Source organism: Leisingera sp. F5 (assembly GCF_001593695.1).
In genome coordinates this window covers 1-2,838 of the sequence record NZ_LUKH01000328.1, presented here as the reverse complement: position 1 = coordinate 2,838, position 2,838 = coordinate 1, and the positions used below count along the sequence as shown (strand labels likewise).

The 2,838-nt window shown below is 62.9% G+C and carries 3 protein-coding genes; all 3 read right to left on the bottom strand.

Features of this window, described 5'->3' with window-relative positions:
- Positions 1–23: 23 nt before the first annotated feature.
- A complete protein-coding gene (locus A2I95_RS29710) occupies positions 24–410 on the bottom strand; it encodes a hypothetical protein (protein ID WP_291735664.1) in 387 nt (128 codons plus the stop codon).
- Positions 407–2,425 carry an NADH-quinone oxidoreductase subunit NuoG gene (nuoG, locus tag A2I95_RS29705; RefSeq protein WP_291735661.1) on the bottom strand — a complete coding sequence of 673 codons (2,019 nt, stop codon included), beginning with the start codon at positions 2,423–2,425 and terminating at the stop codon, positions 407–409. The genes A2I95_RS29710 and nuoG overlap by 4 nt, the downstream gene beginning before the upstream one ends.
- A gap of 6 nt (positions 2,426–2,431) precedes the next feature.
- On the bottom strand, positions 2,432–2,838 hold a 407-nt coding region (locus tag A2I95_RS29700), incomplete at its 5' end, for a DUF5333 domain-containing protein (protein WP_291735659.1).

Below are 2,838 nucleotides of genomic sequence, written 5' to 3'. Positions count from 1 at the left end.
TTAAAGAAATCAGCCATAGGTCCTCACACCGTCGGTATTCCGTTTGCCGTGCAATCCGCAACCACGACTTCGGCGTCGATGGTGCGCAGCCCGCGCGGCAGAGAGGGCGAAATCAGATAGACCGCATCAGCAGTCCGGCTGCCCCCTGCCTGTTTCATTGTTGTGCGCACATGGCGCGCAAACCCGTAATCCCGGATCAGCGCATATTGCGCGGCGGCACATTCCGCATAGTTGTCGAGGTCTTCCTGCACGGTTGCGCCGCGCATGGAGACGTGAAATTGCACCAGATCGCCCTCCAGCAGGCTGGTTTCCACCCCTTCATAGATCGGGGCGGGCCGCTCGCCTTCGCTGCCCGGTGCCATTGCGCAGGCGGCCAGCAGGAAGGGCGTTATGAGGGCAAAGCGGATCATTCGGCGGCCAGTTTCCCGGTTTCGCGGGCTTTCACGCCTGCCGACAGTTCCGCCATCAACTGGGAGGCGCGGGCAACCGGGTTGGTCAGGTAGAAGTCGCGGATCGCAGGCTGGAAGCCGGCCTTGCCGAGCTTGTCCAGTTCCAGCGCCGCTCCGTCCTTTTCGGCCACTTCGTCGATCTGCGCCAGATGCGGCACCTCGGCGACCAGGGCCTGGCGCAGCTGTGCCAACGAGTCATAGCCCAGCTTAGCCTCCGCTTCGGCGCTGAGCGCGCGCAGGATCGCCCAGTTTTCCTTGGCTTCGCCCGGTGCAAACGCGGCACGCATGGCCAGCTGCGGGCGGCCTTCAGTGTTCACGAACAGCCCGTTTTCCTCTGTGTAGGCGGCGCCCGGCAGGATCACGTCAGCGCGGTGCGCGCCGCGGTCGCCGTGGGAGCCCTGGTAGATCACAAAGGCTCCTGCGTCGATTTCCACCTCATCGGCACCGAGGTTATAGATCACCTCTGCCCCGTCGATGGCCGCGGCCATGCCGCCTTCGGTCACCGCGCCGATGTCCATCGCGCCAACGCGGGAAGCAGCGGTGTGCAGCACCATCAGCTTGGAGCCGGTGTCGGCGGCGAACTTCTGAGCGTGCGCCAGGACCGCCAGGCCGTCGGCTTCGCGCAGGGCGCCCTGCCCCACGATTACCAGCGTTTCCTTTTCCAGAGCACCTGCATGGTCCAGGCCATGCAGCGCTTCCAGCGCTGCGCGGTCAGTGCCAAGGTGGTGGTATTCGTAAGTCAGATCCTCGGCTTGACCAACCACACCAATGGTGGCGCCGTTCAGCCAGGCCTTGCGAATGCGGGCGTTCAGAACCGGCGCTTCGTCGCGCGGGTTGGTGCCGATCAGCATGATAGCCTTGGCGCTGTCCACGTCCTCGATAGTGGCGGTGCCGGCGTAACCCGCGCGGTTGCCAATCGGCAGACGGGCGTTGTCGGTGCGGCATTCGACCTTGCCGCCCAGGCCTTCGACCAGCTGCTTCAGGGCAAAGGCTGCCTCAACCGGGGCCAGATCGCCGATCAGACCGGCAATTTTCTTGCCCTTCATCGCATTGGCTGCGGCAGACAGCGCCTCGCCCCAGGTGGCGGGCTTCAGCTTGCCATCGACGCGCACGTAAGGACGGTCAAGGCGCTGGCGGCGCAGGCCGTCCCAGACAAAGCGGGTCTTGTCGGAGATCCATTCCTCGTTCACGCCGTCGTGGTTGCGCGGCAGGATCCGCATCACTTCGCGGCCCTTGGTATCGACGCGGATGTTCGCCCCCAGTGCGTCCATCACGTCGATGGTTTCGGTCTTGGTCAGCTCCCAGGGCCGCGCGGTGAAGGCGTAAGGCTTGGAGGTCAGCGCGCCCACCGGGCAGAGGTCGATGATGTTGCCCTGCAGGTTCGATTGCAGCGTCTGGTTCAGGTAGGAGGTGATCTCCGCATCTTCACCGCGCCCGGTTTGGCCCATTTGAGCGATACCTGCGACCTCGGTGGTGAAGCGCACACAGCGGGTGCAGCTGATGCAGCGGGTCATTGCGGTGCCGACCAATGGGCCAAGGTCCAGATCATCCACCGCGCGTTTGGATTCTTTGAAACGGCTGGCAGAGATGCCATAGGCCATCGCCTGGTCCTGCAGATCGCATTCGCCGCCCTGGTCGCAGATCGGGCAATCCAGCGGGTGATTGATCAGCATGAATTCCATCACGCCTTCGCGGGCTTTCTTGACCATGGGCGAATTGGTTTTCACCACAGGTGCCTGACCTTCCGGGCCGGGGCGCAGGTCGCGCACCTGCATCGCGCAAGAGGCGGCCGGCTTGGGCGGACCGCCCACAACCTCGACCAGGCACATACGGCAGTTGCCGGCAATCGACAGACGCTCGTGGTAGCAGAAGCGCGGAACCTCGACTCCGGCCTGTTCACAGGCCTGAATCAGGGTCATTGCCCCGTCAACTTCGATCTCGTTCCCGTCGATGTTTATCTTGCGTAGGTCAGACATGGGGTCTCACTTTGCTCTCAGTAGTTGGCCGATCCGGCTACCTTTGGCGATCTCGGCACGGCCAAGATTGCAGAAGGTGTCCGGTTCGGCATAGCTTGCGCCATTGGCCTTCAGGTAAGCCTCGCCACGGGCGCGCATTCGCGCCTTTTCCTCTTTGGATTTGACGTAGGCCTTGATCTCTTTCTTGCTGTAACCCAGCTCTAGAGCATGGTTTTCCAGTGTATTGATGTAGTTCAGTGCCCGGAACATGCGGGCGGAAATGCCGGAGCATTCCTTGCGGATCTGATCCGCCACAGCGACGGCAAACAGCCCGTCATTGATCGATTTCACTTCGCGCAGCGGCGGCAATGCCGACGCCATCCCCGAGCTAGCCAGTATCGAAGCGGTCATCAGGGGCAAAATCATGCGCATGT